This is a genomic window from Streptomyces sp. NPDC053673, from assembly GCF_055585225.1.
In genome coordinates, this window is sequence record NZ_JBVJKN010000024.1 from 70,467 (window position 1) to 86,627 (window position 16,161).

Genomic DNA, 16,161 nt, shown 5'->3' on the forward strand with positions numbered 1-16,161 from the left:
GGTGGCGACGCGACCACCGGCACGACGGGCTCCACCGACGGCACCACGGGTGGCGACGCGACCACCGGCACGACGGGCTCCACCGACGGCACCACCGGCGGCGAGGCCACCACCGGCACCACCGGCGGCGAGGCCACCACGGGCGGCGAGGCCACCACCGGCACCACCGGCGGCGAGGCCACCACGGGCGGCGACGCCACGACCGGCACCACCGGCGGAAACGGCACCACGGGTGCCACCACCGGCGGCGACGAGGAGGAGCCGGGCGAGGACGACGAGGACGCCGACGAGGGCGAGTGCGAGATCGCTCAGGTCGACGTCAAGCTCTCCGGCTTCCCGAACAAGATCGTCGCGGGCGGGGACTGGAAGACCTTCAGCCTCGACGTCAAGAACAACAGCAAGTCCGAGATCAAGGACTTCTACCTCTTCACCTTCGCCTCCTACGAGGACGAGCTGATCAGTGACGAGAACCAGCTGATCGAGAAGTACGCGCACTTCGAGTACAAGGGCACCGACGGCAAGTGGACCAGCGGCGGTAACCTCTCGGGCGCCAACAACGGTCTCTTCTTCGACGTCATCGACCTGAAGAAGGACGAGAAGCGCTCGATCAAGATGCGTCTGCGCATCGACAAGGCCGCCCCGGCCGGCAAGAGCCTCGCCCTCGCTGTCGGTGGTTACGACAAGGACGAGACCTGCTACGAGAACGGCGAGTTCTACGAGTTCGACGTTCTGAAGTCGGGCAGCGAGCCGGGCGACGTCGACGAGGCCAAGCCGAACGGTGACAAGCCGAAGGACGTCAAGCCGCAGGGCGGCGCCGAGGAGATCCCCGTCACCGGCAACCTCGCCGAGACCGGTTCCTCCTCGATGCTCCCGACCATCGGGATCGCCGGTGGCATCGCCATCGTCGCCGGTGCCGGTGTCGTCTTCGCGATGAAGCGCCGCAAGAGCGACGCCACCGCGTAACACCGCTCGTAGAGCACGCAAAGCAAGCGAGGGCTGCACTCGGAGGGGGGTGCAGCCCTCGCTGATTTGCGGTTGGCCGTTTCCTCGACAGCCCCGGTTCGTTGATGTGTTCGTCGCACATCAACGTCATGCGTGAGATCCGGGAGGGCTGGTGGGCAAGCCGCCGCAGCGACGCAGGCTCGCCGAGCCGTTCGTTGTACCGCGCCCTTCTGCGACCAGTGTCCGTACCCGACTGCGGGTCACTGAGGCCGACGCCGCCGTTTTGCGACAGGTCGGCGCTTATCTCGGATCGCTGGCCGGGCGCGATCTCGCTCTGCGCTGCCGCGCTGGGCTGAACCAGGAAGCCGCGTCATGGACGGTCCGGAAGCGGGAGCTGACGTCGCTGTCCTCCTCCCGGTGGGCCGGTTCCTTGACCAAGGCCACGCATGTTCAGTGGGCGTTGGCTCGCCGGGCGCAGGCGGCCAGGCTTGCGGAGCTCGAAGCCACCATCAGCAGCATTGAGGCGCGGCTCGCTTTGCCCATCGGATCGAAGGGCAAGCACCGGAAGGCCGGCGGATACCGGTCCAAGCGCGAGTGGTTCGGCAAGTCGCGGCGTCTGGCCATGCTCAGAGCCAACCGCGCCACGTTGGCCGAGGAATACGCGGTTGGGCGTGTACATATCGTGCGCGGCGGCAGAAACGTCATGAACGGGCGGCATCACATCGAGAATGCCGGAATGTCTGAGGCTCAGTGGCGGGAGCGGTGGGAAGCATCCCGAATGTTCCTGCATGCGGACGGCGAGTCGGGGAAGCTCTTCGGCAATCAGACGATCCGAGTCACCCTTGAAGGCGTCGTCTCGATCAAGCTTCCTGCGCCATTGGCGCATTTGGCCAACGAACGCAACGGGCGTTACGTCTTCAGAAGCTCCGTCGCATTCAATCACCGTGCGGTTGAGTGGGCCGACCGAATAGCTGGTAACGCCGCCGTTGCCTACACCATCCATTACGACGTTCAGCGGTCCCGCTGGTATGTAACGGCCAGTTGGCAGCCCGCTCCGATCCGGCAGCCGAGCATGGTGGCTGCCAGAGCCAGTGGCGGCATCGGGGTGGATGTGAACGACGACCACTACGCCGCCTGGCGACTCGACCGGCACGGCAATCCGATCGGCCGCCCCAGGACGATTCGCTTCGACCTCTCCGGTACCGCCTCGCATCGGGATGCCCAGATTCGGCATGCTCTCACGCGACTGCTGCGCTGGGCCAAGGTGTGTGGGGCAGGCACGATCTTCATTGAGGATCTCGACTTCACCGAGTCGAAGTCCCGCGAGCGGTTCGGTCGGAACAAGCGATTCCGGCGGTTGATCTCCCAGTTCCCCAACACACGGCATCGCGCCCGGCTCGTCGCGATGGCTGCCGAACAAGGGGTCTCGGTCATTGCCGTCGATCCCGCCTACACGAGCATCGACGGGGCCCGCTTCTGGCAGAAGCCGACGAGCAGCCCCGCGCCGAAGACCACCCGGCACGAAGCCGCGAGCATCGTTGTCGGAAGGCGCGCCCTGGGTTTTGGGGCGAGGCGTCGGACACCACCGCCCCCGCGTCACCAGAGTGATGACGCGGGGCATCGGGATGCCCAGGCCCCGCCTCGAAGCTCTTGGTGCGAGGGACCTCGCCCGCCCGGGACAGGACCGCGGCCACGAGCTGCGTCGCCGCCCGGGATGCGAACGCGGGAGACCAGTTCGTCCAGGACCGTTCGGGGCGAGCGCAGTGAACCTGCCCTCAAGCAGGTTCACTGACAAGGAACGGTGCAGCGCTCTTCTGTTGCCTGGAACTACTTCTTCGGCGGGACCGCCGGAATCCCCAGGAACGGCAGGTTCAGCGCGCCGAACGCGTCCGCCGGGACCGCCGGGGACTTCGGGGCGACCGGGGAGAGGCGTTCGTACGAGCCGCCCTGCTCCGGGCGGGGGTCCGTGTCGCCCTTGTTGGGCCAGAAGGACATCGCCCGCTCGGCCTGGGCCGTGATCGTGAGGGACGGGTTCACGCCGAGGTTCGCGGAGACCGCCGCTCCGTCGACGACCGAGATGCCCGGGTGGCCGAAGAGGCGGTGGTACGGGTCGAGGACGCCCGACTCCGCGGAGGCGCCGATCGGGCAGCCGCCCAGGAAGTGGGCGGTGAGCGGGGTGCCCATCAGTTCACCGACGTTGGAGCCGGCGAAGCCGTTGATCTCCTCGGCCAGGATCGAGGCGGCACGGGTGGCCTCGGGAATCTGCTTGGGGTTGGGGGCGCCGTGGCCCTGGCGGGCGGTGAGCAGCCCCTTGCCGAGGCCCTTGGGCTTGCGGTACGTCGTCAGCGAGTTGTCCAGTGACTGCATGACCAGGCCGATGATGGTCCGTTCCGACCAGCGGCGGTTGGACAGTGCACGGACGGCGAGCCAGGGGTGCTTGATCATGTTGCCGGCCCAGGCCGCGACCCGGTGCGTCGCGCTGTAGGGCACCTGGAGAACGGTCATGCCGCCCATGGCGTTGGAGCCCTTGCCGTAGCGGACCGGCTCGATGTGGGTGTTGGCGTCGGGGTGGATCGAGGACGTGATCGCGACGCCGCGCGTGAAGTCGACCTTCTCCTCTCCGTGCCGCTTGCGGTAGCGGCGATTGTCGGTCTGCGCGCCCACGATCGCCTCGGAGTTGGTGCGGGTCAGCTCGCCCAGGCGTCCGGAGATGCGCGGCAGCAGCCCGGTGTCCTTCATCCGGTGGAGCAGGGTCTGGGTGCCGTAGGTACCGGCGGCGATGATGACGCGCTGGGCCGTGAACGTACGCCCCTTGCCCTTGCGCTTGTTGTCGCTGGGGAGCGTCTTGACGGCGAAGCCGCCGCGCGAGTTCTCGGTGACGGCGACGACGGACGTCATCGGGTGGATGACCGCGCCCGCCTTCTCGGCGAGGTAGAGGTAGTTCTCGTTGAGGGTGTTCTTCGCGCCGTGGCGGCAGCCCGTCATGCATTCGCCGCACTCGGTGCAGGCGCGGCGGGACGGACCGGCCCCGCCGAAGTACGGGTCGGGGACCTCCGCGCCGGGCTTGGCCTTCGCCTTGCCCACCCCGTCCTCGCCGGCCTCGTCCTCGCCTACGGCGTCTCGCCCGTCGCCGAAGAAGACACCCACCGGAGCCATGTGGAAGGTGTCGCCGACGCCCATCGCCTGGGCGGTCGCCTTCAGGTGGACGTCGGACGGGGTCATGGTCGGGTTGAGGCGGACCCCGAGCATGCGCCGCGCCTGGTCGTAGTACGGCTTCAGCTCCCCCTCCCAGTCCGTGATGTCCTTCCACTGCGGGTCGTTGAAGAACGGCGCGGGCGGTACGTAGAGCGTGTTGGCGTAGTTCAGTGACCCGCCGCCGACGCCCGCGCCCGCCAGCACCATCACGTTGCCGAGCAGATGGATGCGCTGGATGCCGAAGAGGCCGAGGGCCGGGGCCCAGAGGTAGTTGCGCAGGTCCCAGGAGTTCTTGGGCAGCGTCTCGCGGGTGAAGCGGCGGCCCGCCTCCAGGACGCCTACGCGGTAGCCCTTCTCGGTGAGACGCAGGGCCGAGACCGAGCCGCCGAAGCCCGATCCGACGACGATGACGTCGTAGTCGTAGGCGGATTCCGCGACACTCTCGCCCTGTTTTTGGGCAGGGAAGTCCTCGGGCATGGCTCTCCTCGTCAAAAAACGTGCGGGTACCGGGTCTTGTTAGCGCAGGCGCAGGGCCTTCATCGCCTTCAGCGACATGCTCATGAAGGCCGCGTACTTCTCGTCGTCCATGCCGAAGGACGGGGCGAGCGGGATCAGCCGCTGCTGGGCGACGGTCTGGGCCTCGGTGTACTTGAGGATGCCCTCGGAGCCGTGCCGTCGGCTCAGACCGGAGTCCTTCATGCCGCCCATCGGAGACTGCACGCTGCCGTACGCGGGCGCGTACCCCTCGTTGATGTTGACGGTGCCGGTGCGCAGGCGGGCGGCGACGGCGTGGCCGCGCCTGCCGTCCTTGGTCCAGACGCTGGAGTTGAGGCCGTACGGGGTGGCGTTGGCCTGCTCGATGACGTCGTCCTCGTCCTTGAAGCGGTAGATGGCGACGACCGGGCCGAAGGTCTCCTCGGTGCAGACGGCCATCGGCGCCTCGACGCCGTCGAGGATGGTCGGCTCGTAGAAGTACGGGCCGATGTCGGAGCGGTGCACTCCGCCCGCCACCAGGGTCGCGCCCTTGGCCACGGCCTCCTCGACATGGCGCTTGACGGTCTCCAGCTGGCGCTCGCCGACGAGGGAGCCCATGTCGGCGCCGTACGCGAGGGAGTTGCCGAGGCGCATGGCCTTCGTGCGGGCCGCGAATCGCTCCACGAACGCGTCGGCGACGGACTCGTGCACGTAGAGCCGTTCGATGGAGATGCAGAGCTGGCCGGCGGAGGAGAAGCAGGCGCGGACGGCACCGGCCGCCGCCTTGTCGATGTCGGCGTCGTGGAGCACCAGCATGGCGTTCTTGCCGCCGAGTTCGAGGGAGACGCCGATGAGACGGGCGGCGGCGCCCTGGGCGACCTCGCGGCCGGTGCGGGTGGAGCCGGTGAACGAGACGTAGTCGGCGTGCTTGACGACCTCGGGGCCGACGACCGGGCCCTCACCGAGGACGACCTGGAACACTCCGGCCGGCAGCCCGGCCTCGATGAGCAGGTCACGGGCCCAGAGTGCGGTCAGCGCGGTCTCGGTGTCTGGCTTCATGACGACCGCGTTGCCGGAGACGAAGGCGGGCAGGGCATCGCCGACGGACAGCTCCAGGGGGTAGTTCCAGGGGGCGATCTGGCCGACGACGCCGCGCGGCTGGCGCAGTTCGGTGGTCCTGGTGAGGACGGGGACGACGCCGGTGTGCCGCTTGGGACCGAGGTAGGCCGGGGCCTTGCGGCCGTAGTGGCGGGAGGCGACGGCGACGGCCAGGACCTCTTCGTGGGCGTGGAGGCGGGCCTTGCCGGTCTCCAGCTGGATCAGGTCGAGGACTTCGGCCTGGCGCTCCAGGATCAGGTCGTGGAAGCGGAGCAGTACGGCGGCGCGGGCGCGGGGGGAGGTGGCGGCCCAGGCGGGCTGGGCGGCGCGGGCACGGGCGAAGGCCTCCGCGACGTCCTCGGGGGTGGACTCGGGCAGGTCGGCCAGCTTCTCCGCGGTGAAGGGGGAGTGGTTGGCGGTACGGCCGGAGCCGACGACTCCACGGGTGAGCTGGGCGACCACCTCGGGCGTGACCACATCGGCGGCGGTGCGCGCGCCTGGGGCGGCGGCGGTGGGGTTGGTGCCGAGGGGGCCGGTGTGCTGGGCGGCGGGGGCCTGCGAGTCCGTCATGGGGGCGAGAGTATGACGCAATCAAGACTTTGGGTACCCGTCGGTAACAGCTTTTCGCCAGGTCCTCACATCGCGCCAGCGATCACTGGCAGATAAGCCCTGATCAGGGGCTTGTGGCCGTATCCGACGTTCCCGTCGCCACTTTTCCGAGTTTGACGCGGTCCCGTACGCCCTTGAAGAGGTCGATGCCTTCGGCCTCTTCCTTGCCGCCCTTGGGCATCTCGACGAGGACGGTGTACCGCTCGTCCTGGTCGGTGAGGACGTAGAGGGCCATGCGCCGGACCGTGCGGCCCGTGTCGCCCTCCTGGGCGTCGTACGTGACGTCGAGGAGAGCGGCGTCCATGCCGTCGAGGTTGGTGGGCACGACGGTGCCCTTCGCGTTGGCCGCGGTGAAGCTGCCGCCGCGCGCACCACCGTCCTTCAGCCACGTCAGCTCGCGGCCGGCCCAGGCGACGGGGGTGCCGGTCTCGGCGTCCGCGCGTTTCAGCTCGATCCAGGAGGGGTTTCCGCGCTCCTCGAATGTGATCTCTTTGTCCTGCGCGAGCTCCGCCTCCGAGGTGACGAGCTCGCGCCGGTACGAGGCGGGCACCGAGATCTCCGCGTCGAGCCGCGACTCAAGATAGGGGCGCCAGCGCCAGGCGTCGGGGGTGGGCATCGCCCCGGACGTGCCGCTGCGCGCGGGGGCGGAGGCGGACGCCGGGGGCCGCGTCCGGTCGTGTCCCTGCTCATCAGCCTCATCCGTCTTGTCCGCCACGAACCATGCGGCCACGCCACCGACGATGGCGAGCGCGCCGGCGCCTGCGACCGCGGCGCAGAGCCGGGCGCGTCGGCGACGTGCGCCACCGCGCCCGGGTGCGTCCGCGTCCGCACGCCCCGACTCGGCGTCCGGCCCGACCGCGGAGCCGGGACGGCCAGGGCCGTGTGCGGCATCTGCTCCGGACCCGGCGGTGCCCGGCCCTGCGGGCGCAGGCGGCCGGGCGGCCACCGCAGGGCCGCTGTCGCCGTCCGGGCCCGGCCGGGACGGGACGCGCCCGGCGGGCCCGGCCGCCGGGTCGTGGCGCGGGATGCGGAGCGCGGCCGTTGCCGAGTCGGCCCGGGTCGTGGCCACGGAGGTGAGCTCCGCCATGACCTCCTCCGCTCCCGGCCGCAGGGACGGGTCCTTCGCCAGCAGGCGGACGATCAGTGGGCGCAGCGGCCCGGCCTGCACCGGCTCGGGCGGATCGGCCGAGAGGATCGCGGCGAGGGTGGACTCCAGGGTCGTACGGCGGAACGGCGACCAGCCCTCCACCGCCGCGTACAGCAGGACCCCCAGCGACCACAGGTCCGACGCCGGAGCGGCCGGCGCGCCCGACATCCGCTCCGGGGCGATGAACTCGAGCGAGCCGACGAACTCCCCGCTGACGGTGAGCGGTTCCTCGCCCTGGATGCGGGCGATCCCGAAGTCGGTGAGGACGACCCGCTCGTGGGCGCCGAGCAGCACGTTCGCGGGCTTCACATCGCGGTGCACGATGCCTTGCGCGTGCGCCGCGCCCAGCGCGCCCGCGACCGCCAGCCCGATCCGGGCGGTCTCGGGCGCCGGGAGCGCCCCGCGCCGCAGCCGCTCGTGCAACGACTCGCCGCGGATCAACTCCATGACGATGTACGGGATTCCGTCCTCGACGACCACGTCGTGGACGACGACCGCCGCCGGGTGCTCGACCGTCGCTGCGGCCCGCGCCTCACGGCGGAGCCGCTCGTACAGCCGCTGCCGGGACGGGTCGTCCCGGTCGCCGGGCAGCCGCGGCTCCTTCACCGCGCAGTCGCGGCCGACGACTTCGTCGCGGGCCTGCCACACCGTGGCCATGCCGCCGGAGCCGAGCCGTCCGGTCAGCCGGTAGCGCCCGCCGATGAGCCGCCCGGGCTCCGTCGCGTCCCCCACCGCTCCCCCGATCCGGCCAACGGGTCACAGACCCTGGATCTTGAGATGCTTCACGACGTTCGCGAAGATCTCCTCACCGTCCTGCCGCGCCGCGCCCTCCGCCGGCATCTGCACCCGCAGCCGCCAGTGCACCTTGTCCTTGCCCGGCACGACCAGCTCGTGCCAGCGGTAGCGGATGGGGTCCTCGTTGGTGTCCCCGTAGGTGATGAAGTCGACGGTCGTCTCGAAGGCCTTCTTCTCCTGGTGGGTGACGTCCTTGGACTCGACGTCGGCGTCCTTGATCTCCGTACCGTTCTTGCCGCCCTTCGAGTACCAGGCGTCCCACACCTCCTTCTTCGGTTCGAGGACCTCGTCCGCGTTGTCCTTCGAGATCTGCATCCGCTCCAGATAGATCGCGAAGACACCACTCGGGTCGCGGTAGTCGACGGCGAAGCCGCCGTCGAACTCGGAGCGTTCGTACTCCTCCGGTACGGCGACGTCCGCGGCCAGGATCTCGCTCTCCGGACGGACCTTCCACCCCGCCGGGAGTTCGTCGCCGCCGAACGGATCGACGATCACCAGGGCGAGGGCGAGCGCCACCGCGAGCACTCCGCCGAGGAGTCCGAACTGCGCCGGACGGTTGCGCTGCAGCACCGGCGGCACCCAGCGGGAGCCCGTGCCCTGGGCGGCCACGCCGCCGTGGACGCGGGTCGGGTCGGCCGACGGCTGCGGCGGACGCGCCACCGACTCCAGCGTCGCCCGGATCTCGGCGGCGTCCGGCCGGGCCGCCGGGTCCTTGCGCAGCAGCTGCATCACCAGCGTGCCGAACGCCCCGGACCCGCGCGCCGGTACCTGCGGCTCCGCCGAGAGCACGGCCTGGAGCGTGGCGGGCGTGTGCGAACGCCGGTACGGGGACACGCCCTCGACCGCCGCGTACAGCACCACACCCAGCGACCACAGGTCCGACTCCGGTCCCGGCCGCTGGCCCAGCACCCGCTCGGGCGCGATGTACTCGGGCGAACCGACGAACGCGCCGGTCTCGGTCAGCCCCTGCTCGCCCTCGACCTGCGCGATGCCGAAGTCGGTGAGCACGACCCGGTCGCCGCGGCCCAGCAGCACGTTGTCGGGCTTCACGTCGCGGTGGAGGACGCCCGCCTCGTGCGCCGCCGACAGCGCGCCGAGGACCGCGAGTCCGATCCTGGCCGCCTCCCGTACGTCGAGCGTGCCCTCCTGCAGCCGGTCGCCGAGGGACTGGCCGCGCACCAGCTCCATCACGATCCACGGCTTGCCGTCCTCCATCACGACGTCGTGCATGGTGACGACGGACGGATGGTCGATACGGGCCGCGGCGCGGGCTTCCCGCTGCATGCGCAGATACACGTTCTCGCGCTCACGGTCGCCCAGATGCTCCGGTACGCGCGGCTCCTTGACCGCCACGTCCCGGTCCACGACCTCGTCGTGCGCCCGCCAGACCGTCCCCATGCCGCCGTGGCCGAGACGGGAGACGAGGCGGTAACGGCCGCCGATGAGCCGTCCCCTGCCGGGGTCGGCGGCGGGCGCCGGTGCCGCGCTGACCTGTGTCGGTACCGGGGTGGGGCTGCCCTGCGTCGGTACCTGCGGCCCGGCGGGCGTGGGCACCTGAGGCGGCCGGATTGCGTAGCTGGTGGGCTCGTTCGCCCGTCCCCCGTCGTTCGTCATGTGCACATCCTGGCGAAGAGCGTTTGACGTTGCCACTTACGGGGTTGAGCGATGCAGAGCCGTGACAGAGTTCACCGGGCCCGGGTGTCCACAACCTCCCGGGACAGAACACCTGCCGGCCCCTGCCCGACCGGACGGCCGCGGGCGGCACTCGCGGCGGTGGAGCAGGGGCCGTGGAGCAGGGGCCGTAGGGCGTGGGACGTGTTCAGGATCCGCCGCTGGTGGCGGCCTGCTTCTCGCACCCCTTCAGGAACGTCAGTTTGGACAGCAGGCTGCGCTCTGCCCGGACGCCCAGCCGCTTCAGGTGCTCCTCGACCAGGTCCGTGAGCCGGTCCAGCTCCGAGTCCAGCAGAGCGTGGTCCGCGCCCTCGTGCACACGTGTCTTGAGGTACTCGATCTCGGCCTGGCGCAGCTTGTACCCCCCCGCCACCGTGACGTCGTCGATCTCGATGCTGAAGCAGTGCCCGGTCTCCGCGGACTCCAGATTGACGTCGAAACGCGCCCTGACCAGTGAGGGCAGGCGGTGGAAGGAGTACGCGGGGTATTCACGGGCCAGGAACGCCTCGAGGTCGTCGTCCGGGATGTCCAGGTTCAGCCGGAAGGTCTCCCCCCGCCTGAGCGCGTCCTGTTCAAACTTCTTGATCTTCATCAGATAGCGGCCGTCGGGCATCTTCGTGAAGCCGAAGTAGCCTGCCTGCTCACGCGGGCTGAGCACCTCGAAGGTCTCCTGCGCGTACTGCCAGCGGGTGAGCTCGTACCCGGGGTCGAGGAAGAACCCGGGGTACTGGCCCTCCTCGGCCGCCGCGCACATGGCCTGGGCCAGTTCCCAGATGCTGACCTCGTCGAGGAGATCGACCTTCTGCTCGATCTCGATCTCCGGTTCGAGGACTTCGAAGGCGCTGCCTTCGAAGAGGACGGCGCCGGCCAGCCGCGAGGAGTAGGTGAGCGCCTCGGCGACCAGGTCGGACAGGGCCGTGCCGGGGGCGTGCGCGAATCGGGCCACCCGGACGAAGAGCACGCCGGAGGAGCGCACCCGCGAGCACATCATGACCTCGGTGAGCTGCCCGGAGCCGGTGCTGTGCGTACGCAGCAGCATGAGCGGGGCCAGGCAGGCCAGTTCGTACTTCTCCAGGGAGGTCACCGTCGCGCCGCTCGCCGGGGCGGTGAGTGCGGTTCCCGGGCCGAGGCCCGCCCACACCGGCTCGGCAGGGTCCGCGGGCGCCTGCTCCCCGCTGCCGTCCAGCACCAGGATGCTCCGGGCGGCGGTGTCCGAGGGACGCAGGTGCTCGGTGGCCCGGTGCGCCCCGCCGGGCTCAGGGGCGAGTTCTGCGGCGACGAGGGGAGTGTTCTTGCTCCCGGCCACCTGGTACTGCCGCGAGATGTCCCCCAGTACAAGGTGCCTGGTGACGTGTGCGGCTGCCGGCTCAACGCCGGCCGTGGAAGCGTGCATTGCTGGCTCACTCCTTCAATCCCCCTGCGCGGTGCAGGTCATGTGGGGTCGTGTGGTTGGGGAGTCGGCTCGTCGTGCGGGCCGGACCGGATGTGACGTCCGGCAGCGGTCCGCTCCGGCAGCGGCTCACCCCCGCAGCAGGCTCAGACACATCTCGGCGGCGGCACGCAGCTGGGAGACCGGAACGCGTTCGTCGACGCCGTGGGCGAGCCGCTGCTCCCCGGGTCCGCAGACATAGGTGGGGACGGCGAACCGACGGCGCAGGGTACGGGCGTCGGTCGGCCCGGGGTAGACCGGATCGGGATCACCGGACGCCCCCTCGGAGCGGCAGGCGGCGACCAGCCGGTCCCACAGCGGTGTCACCGGGCTCTCGGATGCCGCCGAGGTCATCAGCAGTTCGCTGCGGCAGGTGATGTCCTCGGCTACGCAGTCGGCCACCAGACGGCGTACGGCCTCCTCGGTCACCTCGGGGCCACCGGGCGGAAGGCGCAGGTCCCACTCCGTCCGGCAGGTCCCGGGAACGGCGTTCACGCGGGTGCCCCCCGTGATCCGGCCCAGAGTCGCGGTGACCGAACCGCCCGTCGGGCCGCCGGCGAACCGGGCCGCCGCGGCCGCCGGCAGCAGTTCGGCGAGACGGCAGGACGCGAGTACTGCGGACACGCCCTCCTCCGCGCGTCCGGCCGGGGCTTCACGCCCCTCCAGGTCGATACCCAGCCAGGCCACGCCTCGCTCCATGCGGTGTGGCACCAGGGAAGTCGGTGCAAGGACCACCGCGCCCTCCAGCGGCGGCAGTCGCACCGTGTCGGCGAGCGCTTGCCAGCCGGCCCGCCCCCCGCGTTCGCCGTCGGCGGTGAACGCGAGAAGGAGGTCCCGGCGACCCGGCCGCCCCGCCGCATGGTGGGCGATCGCGGCTTCGACCGCGGCGGCGATACCGCCCTTCATGTCCGCCGATCCGCGCCCCCACAGTTCGCCGCCGGTCACGACCGCGTCGAAGGGCGGCTGTCGCCACTGGGTGGCTTCGGCCGGGACGGTGTCGGTGGCGGCGGTCAGCAGGAGCGTGGGCCTCGAGCCGTCGCAGGGGCCGTACCGCGCGAGCAGGTTCGGGCGCGAAGGCACCGTCTCGGTGACCCGGACCTCGTCCGCCGAGTCCGCGAGCATCTCGGCCAGGACACCGACCACGGCCTGTTCCGTGGTGAGGGGGTTGTCGCTGCGGGTCCGCACCAGCCGGCGGGCCAGGGAGACCAGCCGTGCCTCGTCCACGGCCGCCTCCCGGGGGGCGGGGCCGCGCGCCGACGCGGGCGGTACCGGAGGAGGGGAGGAGGGAGAGGAAGGTGTCGTCATGCCATGAGTCCCGGGTCCGTGCCGTCGCCCGAGGCATTGATGAACTCGGTCGCCTGAGGAAGGCCGTACGGCTGCATGTACTGGGCGGCCCGCGCGTCCCGCAGAACCCGGGAGGCCCGATGCCCCCATCGGTAGGCGGAGGCACCCGCGGCCGTCAGGGCGAGATCGGAGAGGGTGACGGCGGTGTCGTGCGTCCGCAGGCGGCACAGCTGCCAGTCCCGTGCCAGCGCCAGGGTCCCGGGGCCGTCCGCGAGGTCGTGGCTGTCCAGTCGGCGCAGGAAGAGCTCCACCAGGGAACGGGTGCCCGCCAGTTCGTTCTCGGACCTGATCGCGGCGGAGTCGATCCATACCCCGGGCCGGTCCGCGCCCGCGCGCCGAAGGGACCCGAGCAGGATGTGGTGTGCGGCGGTGGCCAGCCCCAGGTAGATCCCCAGCATGCCCGCGGAGCTGAGCATCCGGCCGCCCAGTGCCCGCGGGTCGTAGGAGCCCCAGGGGCCTCGGACCGCCAGGCTCCAGGGCAGCACCTCGGCCTCGTGGAAGCGCACCGTCTCGCTTCCCGAGCCCCGCATCCCCAGCCCGTCCCAGCCGTCGGCCACTTCCACCGCCGCCGAGCGCGGCACGATCGCACTGCCGAGGCGATCGCCGTGCGGGGTGCGGACCCGGAGCCGGACCGCGTAATGAGTGGCGGCGGGGGCTCCCGAGACCATGATCTTCTGGCCGCTGACGGTCGGGACCCCGCCGGCCGTCACCTCGGCCGAGGTACGGACGGTGAAGTAGCCCGCGCCCGCCTCGGTCGCCGCGCCCGCAACGAAGGCCGAACCGTCGGCCATGGCACGCAGCAGCCCGGCGGCCGCGGGATCCGCCTGACCGGAACCCAGCGCCAGGCCGCGGGAGAGCTGCATGTGCAGTACCAGGGCGGCGGAGGCGTCGGCCCAGGCGACCCGTTCGAGACAGGCGGCGAGGTCGAGGAGCGTGCTCACCCCGAGCCCGCCGTGGGCCTCGGTCACGGTGGCCCCCATCAGCCCGGCGGCGGCGAGTGCCCGGTGCGCTTCCCGGACGTAGCTGCCTTCGCGGTCGTGCCGTTCGGCGTCGGCCTCCACGGCCGTCAGGCACTTCTCGGCGCGCTCCACCGCCAGTTGCCCCTGCGGCGTGAGCGGTCGCAGGCACCAGGCGGTGCCGGGGCCCGGTACATGGGGCGAGGGGCCCGTCACCGGGCACCGTCCGCGGTGGGGAAGGGGTGGATGCCGTGGGTGCGCAGGAAGTCCACCGAGGGCTCCAGCCGCTTGCCGTCGTGGTCGATGCCCACCCCGACCATCACGTCCGCCTGCGGGGCGTACCGGCGCAGGCAGCGATCGAGTTCCCGCCAGTCCACCGTGCCGGTGCCCAGGGCGAGATCGGAGTCCTGGTCGCCGTGGTTGTCCCCGTACTGGACGTAGGCCGTGACCGGGCCCGCCAGGCGCAGCCAGTCGTCGAGGGACACCGTGCCGTGGACGTTCCAGTGCGCGACGTCGAAGCACAGCCGCAGCCGGGGTGAGCCGAACTCCTCGACCAGGGAGAGGCTGAGTTCAGGGGTGCGGTCCCACATGTTCTCCAGGAGAACGGTGACGTTCCCGAGCTCCTGGTCCCCGAGGAAGGCGAGCCAGCCGTTGCGCCATTGCCGGTCGTAGGCGGGCTCGTTGAGCATCGGCAGATGATTGCTGTGCAGTATGAGGAACTCGGCATCGAGCCGCTTCGCCCATTCGATGGATGCGGATATGCGCCGGGCCGAGGCTTCTCGTACGGCACGGTCGGGTGAATGGACGGCGATGTCGATGTAGGGACCGTGGATCACCTTGACAAGGTCGGCCGCCCCTGCGCTTTCCAGGAAATCCGAGAAATATTGATCCAGGATGTCCAAATTTTGCGGGTATGCCGGTTCGATCAGTTCGAAGTGAAACTGGTTCGATCTGGCCACATTGACATAGCGAGATATGCCGTGCAATCTTGGTTGAATAGTGACGCGAGGCACTTTAATCCATTCATGCATTCGTTTTGGGGGTATGAAAAGTGAGGCCAGAGGGGCGGAGCGGCTATCTTGTCGCGGTGGTGGGAATTGACGGGGCCGGCAAGACGAGCCAGGTGGGGAGGCTGGCCGAGTGGTTCGAGAGCCTGGGGAACCCCACTCGGCTCTTTTTGAATCAAACACAGCTCCCGGTCCGGCAGTCATTGGACGCCATCGCCGCGGAAGATGGTTTCCCGGGGCATCTCGAAATGATCGGGGCTGACACGATCAGGCTCATTTCGGCCTGTGCGAAGTTGTCGGCGCTCGCTCCTGTCGATGAAGTCCTGCGTACCCCCCGTGCGGTGGCGCTCGCCGATCGGTACACCGTCTGCCAGTACGCCGCAGTCCGCCTGCAGAAGGCGGACAACGAAGAATTCCTGCGGCGACTCAACCGGGTCCTTCCTCAGCCTGACCTCACCCTCTTCCTGAATGTCGACCCAGCGGTTGCACAAGAAAGAATCAAGTTGCGTGGCATCGACGAGGAGAGCCTGGAGTTCCTCGTCGATTTCCGGGAGGCCTACCGCTCCCTCCCGGAATTCGAGGATTTCGTCGTGGTCGACGGCAACGGTTCGTTCGACGAGGTGCAGGAACTCCTCCGCAAGGAGATTCAGCGTGCCCTGCCGGAAGCGGTGTCCTCGCCGGCCGGTGCGTAGACGCTGACGTGAGCGCTGGAGCCGGCTGTGAACGGGCGCCGGCTCCAGTTCTCCCACCGGTCCTCCAGGCGCAGCCCCGCTCGCCGGGCCATCGCGTCGAGTTCCTGCGGCCAGGTGTAGCGCACCCGGGTGGGGTAGAGGGCGAAGCCTTCGTCCGTGACCTCCAGATCGAGGGACTCGACGACCTGGGTGTCCGCTCTGTGCCGTGACACCTGCAGAAGCAGGCTGGACTCTCCGAAGTCCTTCACCCGCAGGGCCGGAGCCCCTTCGAACTGCTCGGGTGAGGGCACGAACGCCTCGACGACGAAGCGGCCCTCCGGCGCCAGGTGCCGTGCCACGCTCCGGAAACAGCTCTCCTGTCCCTCGGGATCGTCCACCAGGAAGAGCGAGTTGAAGGCCACCCAGATCAGCGAGAAGTCCTGGTCGAGGGTGAAGTCGGTCATGCTGCCCAGCGTGCCGGGCACGCGCTCTCCCCCGGGCGCGCGGCCGAGCTCCTCGAGCATCTTCGGGGAGCTGTCCAGCCCGTGGACGCTGACACCCTTCTCAGTCAGCGGAATGGCCAACCGCCCGGTGCCCACGCCGAGTTCCAGCGCCGATCCGTCGCCGGCCAGCTCGGCGAGCAGACCGACGGCCTCCGCCACGTCATTGCGTCCGGCCACCTGCCGGTCGTACACACTGGCCCGGGAATCTCCGTACGAGGCGGCATCCCAGTCCTGAAACGCGTTCAAAATACCCTCTCCTCGGCCGGCGTCCGCCGTCCTCCCGCCAGGGAGAACGGCCGACGCAGCGGGCTCTCCCGCGG

At 70.2% G+C, this 16,161-nt stretch carries 12 protein-coding genes; 3 read left to right on the forward strand and 9 right to left on the reverse strand.

All coding sequences use genetic code 11. From position 1 onward, the window contains the following. Both ACZ6ZQ_RS28195 and ACZ6ZQ_RS28200 read left to right on the forward strand, forming a co-directional pair. A partial coding sequence (locus tag ACZ6ZQ_RS28195) for an LAETG motif-containing sortase-dependent surface protein (protein ID WP_469771310.1) occupies positions 1 to 963 on the forward strand: 963 nt, incomplete at its 5' end. A gap of 151 nt (positions 964 to 1,114) precedes the next feature. Beyond that, a complete protein-coding gene (locus tag ACZ6ZQ_RS28200; protein ID WP_469771311.1) occupies positions 1,115 to 2,734 on the forward strand; it encodes an IS200/IS605 family accessory protein TnpB-related protein in 1,620 nt (539 codons plus the stop codon). 35 nt (positions 2,735 to 2,769) lie between these two features. Here ACZ6ZQ_RS28200 and ACZ6ZQ_RS28205 read toward each other — a convergent pair whose 3' ends face one another. From ACZ6ZQ_RS28205 to ACZ6ZQ_RS28240, 8 genes are all read right to left on the reverse strand, one after another. Further along, positions 2,770 to 4,614, reverse strand: coding sequence for a GMC oxidoreductase (locus tag ACZ6ZQ_RS28205; protein ID WP_469771312.1), 1,845 nt, complete (start codon positions 4,612 to 4,614; stop codon positions 2,770 to 2,772). 39 nt (positions 4,615 to 4,653) lie between these two features. Beyond that, on the reverse strand, positions 4,654 to 6,279 hold the full coding sequence (locus ACZ6ZQ_RS28210; protein ID WP_469771313.1) for a succinic semialdehyde dehydrogenase: 1,626 nt from the start codon (positions 6,277 to 6,279) through the stop codon (positions 4,654 to 4,656). 103 nt (positions 6,280 to 6,382) lie between these two features. Continuing rightward, entirely contained in the window at positions 6,383 to 8,197 is a 1,815-nt protein-coding gene (locus ACZ6ZQ_RS28215) for a serine/threonine-protein kinase (RefSeq protein ID WP_469771314.1), read from the reverse strand. 24 nt (positions 8,198 to 8,221) lie between these two features. Beyond that, positions 8,222 to 9,874 (reverse strand): serine/threonine-protein kinase, encoded by a 1,653-nt coding sequence (locus ACZ6ZQ_RS28220; RefSeq protein ID WP_469771315.1) that lies wholly within the window; start codon positions 9,872 to 9,874, stop codon positions 8,222 to 8,224. A 205-nt stretch (positions 9,875 to 10,079) separates the two neighbouring features. After that, on the reverse strand, positions 10,080 to 11,324 hold the full coding sequence (locus tag ACZ6ZQ_RS28225; RefSeq protein ID WP_469771316.1) for a hypothetical protein: 1,245 nt from the start codon (positions 11,322 to 11,324) through the stop codon (positions 10,080 to 10,082). Between the two features lie 126 nt (positions 11,325 to 11,450). After that, entirely contained in the window at positions 11,451 to 12,584 is a 1,134-nt protein-coding gene (locus tag ACZ6ZQ_RS28230; RefSeq protein ID WP_469771317.1) for a M20 family metallopeptidase, read from the reverse strand. 77 nt (positions 12,585 to 12,661) lie between these two features. Next, positions 12,662 to 13,876, reverse strand: a complete 1,215-nt coding sequence (locus ACZ6ZQ_RS28235) for an acyl-CoA dehydrogenase family protein (RefSeq protein ID WP_469771318.1) — start codon at positions 13,874 to 13,876, stop codon at positions 12,662 to 12,664. Continuing rightward, positions 13,873 to 14,691 (reverse strand): sugar phosphate isomerase/epimerase family protein, encoded by an 819-nt coding sequence (locus ACZ6ZQ_RS28240; protein ID WP_469771319.1) that lies wholly within the window; start codon positions 14,689 to 14,691, stop codon positions 13,873 to 13,875. The genes ACZ6ZQ_RS28235 and ACZ6ZQ_RS28240 overlap by 4 nt, the downstream gene beginning before the upstream one ends. A 56-nt stretch (positions 14,692 to 14,747) precedes the next feature. Between ACZ6ZQ_RS28240 and ACZ6ZQ_RS28245 the strand changes: the two genes are divergently transcribed. Next, entirely contained in the window at positions 14,748 to 15,359 is a 612-nt protein-coding gene (locus ACZ6ZQ_RS28245; protein WP_469771320.1) for a dTMP kinase, read from the forward strand. On the opposite strand, the gene ACZ6ZQ_RS28250 is transcribed toward ACZ6ZQ_RS28245, so the two are convergent. After that, positions 15,314 to 16,087, reverse strand: a complete 774-nt coding sequence (locus tag ACZ6ZQ_RS28250) for a class I SAM-dependent DNA methyltransferase (RefSeq protein WP_469771321.1) — start codon at positions 16,085 to 16,087, stop codon at positions 15,314 to 15,316. The two genes, ACZ6ZQ_RS28245 and ACZ6ZQ_RS28250, sit on opposite strands and share 46 nt — an antisense overlap. Positions 16,088 to 16,161 lie beyond the last annotated feature (74 nt).

Excerpts from the sequence above, each read along its gene's own strand:
- ACZ6ZQ_RS28205 (WP_469771312.1), bottom strand. The coding sequence starts at position 4,614 with ATGCCCGAGGACTTCCCTGCCCAAAAACAGGGCGAGAGTGTCGCGGAA.
- ACZ6ZQ_RS28225 (WP_469771316.1), bottom strand. The coding sequence starts at position 11,324 with ATGCACGCTTCCACGGCCGGCGTTGAGCCGGCAGCCGCACACGTCACC.
- ACZ6ZQ_RS28240 (WP_469771319.1), bottom strand. The coding sequence starts at position 14,691 with ATGCATGAATGGATTAAAGTGCCTCGCGTCACTATTCAACCAAGATTG.
- ACZ6ZQ_RS28210 (WP_469771313.1), bottom strand. The coding sequence starts at position 6,279 with ATGACGGACTCGCAGGCCCCCGCCGCCCAGCACACCGGCCCCCTCGGC.
- ACZ6ZQ_RS28220 (WP_469771315.1), bottom strand. The coding sequence starts at position 9,874 with ATGACGAACGACGGGGGACGGGCGAACGAGCCCACCAGCTACGCAATC.